The organism is Legionella norrlandica (genome assembly GCF_000770585.1).
In the GTDB taxonomy this organism is placed as follows: Bacteria; Pseudomonadota; Gammaproteobacteria; order Legionellales; family Legionellaceae; genus Legionella; species Legionella norrlandica.
In genome coordinates this window covers 1-6374 of record NZ_JNCF01000081.1, presented here as the reverse complement: position 1 = coordinate 6374, position 6374 = coordinate 1, and the positions used below count along the sequence as shown (strand labels likewise).

The following is a 6374-nucleotide window of genomic DNA, read 5'->3' as shown; positions in this document are numbered from 1 at the left end:
GGTATTAGATTATGGTTACAATCAACAAAAGAACTTTGACAATGCTTTGCGCTAGTCTGGCTTTGAGCGCTTGTTCAACCGCCAATATATCGCAAAGCGCCATTCCTGAGCAGGGTTTAACCGTCAGCCAGCTCTATCAGCAAAGCATGCAGCAGCCTGTACAAAAGGCTGTTGTACAACAGGTACGGTTTGAGAATTCAGGCGAAGAATTTAAGCAGCTGCCGAATCCCGAAGTGCCTATCCATATTTTTGCTCATGTGGCTCAGCTTGACGATGAACAAATCATCAAACCAGCCTATACCACCCGCTTTTTTCTTTATAAGCAAAATCAGTATGCCCTGGCATCAGAGCTGTATTAAGGAGGCGTGATGAAACGATTATCTAACTGGTTGCTTGGGGAAATGAATCCCCAGGCTATAAAAGAACTAACCATTAAAAAGCAATACGCCAATCCTTTGCCCTCGTTTGCTGACAGGCTGGCCATTGTTGATTTCAACGAACAAGAACAAGTGTTTTTATTTGCTGATGGAAAAAGTTTAGGTTCAGGGTTTGAGCTAGGTGATATTCAAGCCGAAGCAGCTTCTCCTGAATACTTGCACGCTGTCTTTAATAAAATCCGCGATACCTTTGCAACAGTGGTTCCACTACATGCAATAGACCCTTGGGTTATGCAAATGTTTGTTCAAGACGAATATTGCCTTGATCCGGTTATCGATCATATTAAAGCCCAAATTCCACAACAGTTTATTGAAAGCTCATTAACGCAAGATTACTTACAACGCCTGCAAGATCTCTACAACAAAATGACCAGGCCAGAAGGTTTATTTCTCGATCCTAAAACAGGTGCGCCCTATCGAGGACGAAGACGACGAATCAGAGTATTGTTTTATAGACAACTACATCAAACCACTTTAACCAGAGAACAAATTCTTCTCGAACATCAAGAAGTCATCAGTCAGATTGAAACCAAACTACGCTCACCGGGTTTAGAAATCAAACGCCTTAAAGGTCAAGATTATTATCAGTGGTGGATACGCTGGTTTAATCCTAAATCAGCCGATGAGATCTTGGAACAATATCCCTACCCTAATCACATACCCGCAGGTTTTAATCTGGCACAAAATATATTCTTTTCACCGCCTGAGAGTGACGAACAAGGATTTATTTTTGAAGGCCGAAAACAAAGAATCCTGTATGTTGATGGCTTAAAAGAAGCACCCATTATTGGTTTAGTCTCCCGAGAAAGACAACAAGCCAATCCTAAGCACCGATATGCGCTTTTAGATACTTTGCCAGAAGGAAGCATCTACACTATTCAAGTCGTCTTTAGCCATGATGAAAATCTTGATTCCCATTTAACACGATTAGAAAAGGGAATTGTGGGAACCAGCCTAAAACCCCAAGAGGTCAGAGATGATATAAAAACAGCCCGTAATGAATTAAGTATTGGCAATCGTTTATTCTGGGTTAATCAGGCCGTTTTTTATCAAGCAGAGGATGAAAAACAAGCACAAGCCATAGAAAAAAACCTGCATACCATTTTCAACGATGCAAAGATGCCCTTAATTCATTCCAGCTATGATATCCACCCTTTAAATTCCTGGCTCAATGCCTTGCCGTTTAATTTCGATCCCCGCTATGCCCGTAAGTACTTATGCTTTGACCGTCTGATGTATGCCACGGAACTTGCAGCATTGCTTCCAGTTTATGGCCGAAACCAAGGGGCAAGGCATCTACCCTGCTTTCCTTTTTTCAACCGCTTAGGCGAACCTGTATTCTTTGACTTGTTACATCATGATTTTATTAGCCAGAATTCACATTGCGCCATCTTCGCTAACTCTGGTGGTGGTAAGTCAGTTTTAACAGGTTGGATGATTCAATCATTACTCGCCATGAAAAACGCCCGTGTAGTACTTTTTGAAATGGGGAACTCGTTTGATCGGATGCTCGTTCATGCCAAAGCCCATGGTAAGAAAACCAAGCAATTATTATTAAGCAATAAAAAAGAAGAAGCTGTTCCATTAAATCCATTTTGTGAAGCGTATAAAGCAATTCCAGAAATAACAGATAATTTAAGCGCAGAACAAGCTGCTTTAATAGCTCAAAAAATCATGGATCTTAAAGATCCTGCTCACTCAGAAGATTTAGCTTGTGGTGTTGGTTCTCGTGCATACCTTGCAGAGCTTGCTTTAGCTTTGCGTACTATGATTACCGAAGCCAATTCCATGGAAGAAGAACAATTTACCCTAGCTGATGAAACGCTGCTAATCGAAGTATTAATTGATGCCATTCTAACGTCATTTAACGAGGGCATACCACAAATGCTGACAGAGCATATTGTGAGTGCATTTCAACGGCGATTAGATAAAGAAACTGTGACGCGCAAGAAAGATCGGATTCTGGATATGCACGACCGATTAAACAGTTATGTCATTAACAGCGCCAAATCACGCTTTTTTAATGTACCAACAGAACCTTTAGGTGATTTTGATATCTTTCATATTGATATTTCTGCCATTAAAGATGATACCGGAAAACTGGCTTTGGTCATGGTGTCTTTGTTGCCAAGAATACTGGCTATGGCAGAAGCCACTCAAAACGACAATAGGCCAACCTTTCTTTTTATTGATGAATCCCATCTGCAATTTCAAATTCCTTCTGTGGTGACAGTGTGTCTACTGGTAGCCAAAGTAGCTAGAAAACTCGGGCTTTGGCTGGTTGCAATTACCCAAAACGTTACCGACATGAATTCTGAAAAGGCTGCAAAGATTTTATCGCTAATTGAAACCTGGATTTTGTTGGGACTGGATGAAAAAGAAATCACTGATGTGAAACGCTTTAAATCTTTAACACCGCAGCAAGAAACATTAATCAGAGATATTGATTCGCAAAAAGGTTTGTATGCAGAAGCAGTTTTATTAGGGTCACGCTACCAAGGATTATTTCGCGTCATTCCACCTCGCTACCTGCTTGCCCTCTTAATGACTGAGAAATCTGAAAAAGCACAACGCCACCTTCTGGAGAAAGAACATGATGTCCTTGAAGCAGCTGAAATCATGGCTAAAAAGCTCGAACAACCAAAAACAACTACTAATAACAGGGCTTATTTTTATGACTAATACTGCCTTTGCTTTAGAAAGCACAAGCCCGCCTCATCCTGTGAATACCTTCACAATCGCCACACGGGTTTTGCAAAAGCTGTTTCATAACAGCCATTACAAAGTCATTGGCTCTTGCACTTGGACGGTGGGACGTTTACCGCCAAGACTTGAAGTTACCCCTGCGATTGAACAGTTTTTGCCTGATCTAGTGATTACTGTCAGCAATAAACCAGAAGAAAATCCCTGGATTGAAGCACGAACGCTTTATGAAAATAAAGCAGCAAGAACGATGTACCAACAAGCCTATAAAGCTGCGACTGGTTCAGCATTAGGATTCGGCAATGACAGCGGTCAAACCACAGATCTTCACATCAATGATGAGCGTACTCGAATTGTTGATGTGATTGGCAGCCCTGCTGCGTTTTACCGTATCCCCTATCTATCACACAAACCAGAAACTGGATTTGGTGTTCCTTATTATCTCACCGAAGCTGATGCAGTCATGGATAGAACAGAAGCAGCTGAATTGTTGTATATGGGAACTCATCCTCACCTGTTAATTAATCATGAAATAGGCACATTCACTCAGCATTGGGGTTCTGAAATTCCTAGGTTAATGCGCGTCACTCAGCCTTACAACTATAGAGCCTCAGTCGTTGCAGCCATGCACGCTGTAGATATTGTGACTAATAAAAACCCTTTACATGTCACTAAGTCAACCGCTAATTCCTGCGGTAAAAACTGTGTGGTGTCTAATGCTATTTACGACCCACAAAACACGAAAGTCATCTGGCAGGAAATCTATCCGTTAAATCGCAATATCCACCCAGGTGACGCACAGGATTTCGGCATTGAAGACGAAAAAGCCGGAAATGGCAATTACGTGTTTATTCTTTGGCGCAAATACCGTGGCTGTATTCAGCATAAAGGCAAACTCGTGAACTTTCTTACTTTTCCCAAGGTTGGGCAACCTCAAAAACGATAGGACATCATCATGAAAAAATATCTATTACTAGCTTTACTCGTTCCAACACTGACTCATGCTGGCAGCTTTATGCCTAGCCAATCGGATTACTATTATGAATTAGGCGGAACCTCCAATTTATTTATTCCACCTGTTAATAAAGACCAAACGCTGGTTATTGGTGCAGATATTGATGGCCGTATGGGATTCTCCTGTAGCGGTTTTAATCCTGTCGTATCCATTACCAATACTTTTCAAGATTTGAAAAAATCAGCGTTAAACATCCCGGGTGGTGTCATTGATAACTTAAAAGGTTCAGTCGCAGGATTCCCTCTTTATAAGCTACAACAGTCCATGCCTGCTTTGTACAATGTTCTACAAAATGCCGCATCCAGCGCGCAAAATGAATTTACCCTCAAAGTTAAAGATTGTCAGGAAGTCAAACAAGCATTGGAACAAAACCAATCACCAATGGAAGGTATATTATCAGTCTCTGATAGTCAGGGATGGCTCGATGCTGCCAAACGAGCTAAGAAGGAAAACGTCGATGTGACTGAAACATCGAAAAGTATTGCTCAAAAACGAGATGAATATGGTCTGCCCTGGATAGGTAGCGATAAAGGTAATGCTGGGGGTAAATTTCAACGTCCCATTAAGGTCATCAATGATGTGGTTATTGCTGGCTACAACATCCTTTTAGAGAGAAAACCCTTAGATTCTTTGGAAAAGCCAAGTACCAAAATCCCTATGGTACAAAGCTGGCCAACACCTACCGATGCTGCTAATTGGGCAGTTAAGGTTCTTGGCGATATTCAGGTCAGCAGCAGTGAGAACAAACAAAGCCATGATGCTAAAGCAGGTATTGGTTTATCAGCTCTATTGCAAAGCTGTGCGAACGCCAATACCTGTAGTCAGAACATTGCTAAAGCCTTATGGAATTTGGTCAATGGTACTTGGACGCTGACCGAAGAAAATCTGAGAAAAGTCAGCGCTTCCAATTTGCTGATTACTGATGAAGTCATTACAACCATTCAGCATCTACCTCGTGAAGAACAGATGCTCACCGTTTCAAAACTAGCAGAAGAAATCGCTGTTCAAAATATGCTGGATAAAGCGTTGATGATGCGCCGCATCTTGCAGGCAGGATTACAAGTGCAAGAAGTACAGAATTTAAAACCAGCTATGAATATGGTCTTGTTTGCCCTAAAAAAATTGGATGATGACATCCACTCTTTGTCCTTTGAAAACGATGTCCGTAAAAAAATGATGACTGAAACCGTGGGAACCATCATGGATATTCGACATCAAGCACAAAGCCAAAACATCCCAGGCCAGGATCACGAACAACCTGCTGTTAAAAACGGTGCAATCTATGTTAAAGAAAATAAAGGAGCTTAATCATGATTGTCTTTAATCCTTTATCTCTCTATACCACCTATCTTGGTTGGCAACAGTATGAGGTTCTATTTAACGCCCTGTGGCAAACAGGGCTGTTATATCTTGGTTTTTTGGCCATTGGTTATCGCTTTCTTAAGAACGTGCTTAATCCAGCTGGCGCGTTCTATGCGGTTGAACATGCTTTAAATAACTTCCTTTATGAATTGGCAGTTACTTTCCTAATATGCAGCTTATTCGTCTATCCCTGTGTGCCGCTAGAAACCAAAGCCCTGCAATTTAAACCCTTATGTGGATTGAAGAATCCAACAACTGCGGTAATTGGCGACAGCGGAACAACTTATGATGAAGCCTTTGCAGATTTACTAACTAACCAGGTCAAGATTCCTATAGGCTTTGCCATCATCCAGAACTTCATGTCGAGCTTTACTTACAGTCTCATGAAGGTAACGGGTTGCACCGACAGTTTGCAATCCATTCAAGGCGATTTGGTATCAACCTATCTGCCACAGAATATTCGCAAACAAGCTCTGGATTTTCATAGACAATGTTTTATTGAAGCAAGAACGAAATTTAATAGTGAAAAGCATGAAGCCAGTGAATTAGACCCCATGCTGAAGCGCTATGGTGGTGAGGATGATTTAAACTGGATGGGTTCTAAAATCCTGCAAAAAATGTATTACAGCAAACTCCATGCACGCCAACCTGTTCCTGGTTTTACATTCCACCAAGCCCCTAATCGCAATCTTGAAAAAGCGGCCAACCGTGGCGATATTCCACCAGAACAACTGCCAGAAGACGGTTATCCCAGCTGTCAACAATGGTGGCATAAGATCAAAGCAGATTTGGTTGATGTTTCTAACCAAGCCAGTGTTTTTAATAAGCACCTAAATTACTACGCCATGCTAGATAGG

General features: G+C 41.5%; 5 protein-coding genes. All 5 read left to right on the top strand.

Annotated features, from left to right (window positions below; translation table 11 throughout):
* The first annotated feature begins 11 nt into the window (after window positions 1-11).
* Entirely contained in the window at window positions 12-359 is a 348-nt protein-coding gene (locus tag OK13_RS12575; RefSeq protein ID WP_011213420.1) for a TIGR03751 family conjugal transfer lipoprotein, read from the top strand.
* Between the two features lie 9 nt (window positions 360-368).
* Window positions 369-3119, top strand: a complete 2751-nt coding sequence (locus OK13_RS12570; RefSeq protein ID WP_011213419.1) for a conjugative transfer ATPase — start codon at window positions 369-371, stop codon at window positions 3117-3119.
* The gene (locus OK13_RS12565) at window positions 3112-4086 is read left to right on the top strand and encodes a TIGR03756 family integrating conjugative element protein (RefSeq protein WP_011213418.1); all 975 of its coding nucleotides are present in this window, start codon (window positions 3112-3114) and stop codon (window positions 4084-4086) included. Before OK13_RS12570 ends, OK13_RS12565 begins: the two co-directional genes overlap by 8 nt.
* A gap of 9 nt (window positions 4087-4095) precedes the next feature.
* A complete protein-coding gene (locus OK13_RS12560; protein WP_011213417.1) occupies window positions 4096-5463 on the top strand; it encodes an integrating conjugative element protein in 1368 nt (455 codons plus the stop codon).
* 2 nt (window positions 5464-5465) lie between these two features.
* On the top strand, window positions 5466-6374 hold a 909-nt coding region (locus tag OK13_RS12555), incomplete at its 3' end, for a conjugal transfer protein TraG N-terminal domain-containing protein (protein ID WP_035891307.1).